This is a genomic window from Candidatus Clostridium helianthi (genome assembly GCF_045310795.1).
Lineage (GTDB): Bacteria > Bacillota > Clostridia > Clostridiales > Clostridiaceae > Clostridium > Clostridium helianthi.
Window position 1 is genome coordinate 1 of the sequence record NZ_JBJIAB010000153.1, and the last position, 299, is coordinate 299.

General features: G+C 30.1%; 1 protein-coding gene. It reads right to left on the bottom strand.

The annotated features are described in order from the left end of the window. A partial coding sequence (locus tag ACJDTP_RS27595; protein WP_420492551.1) for a transposase occupies window positions 1-299 on the bottom strand: 299 nt, incomplete at both ends.

Consider the following 299-nt stretch of genomic DNA (forward strand, 5'->3'; position numbering starts at 1 on the left):
ATTTCATTTTGATTTGCTAAATAATTAACTTGTTGATAAAATAAATCTTCAATTACCTCATTTGAAATATAGTCTTTACGAAATCTACTGATTGTAGCATGATCCGGTGCCTTATAACATTGAAGTAACCACTTAAAATTTATATCTCTTTTGCATGCTTTTTCGATTTTCCTGCTTGAATAAATATTTTGAGAATAAGCATATGATATTATTTTGAACATAATTTTAGGTTCCACTGCCGGTTTTCTTCCAACGGAAGAGTACGCCTTATACAACTTCGTGTAATCTAATCCCTCCAA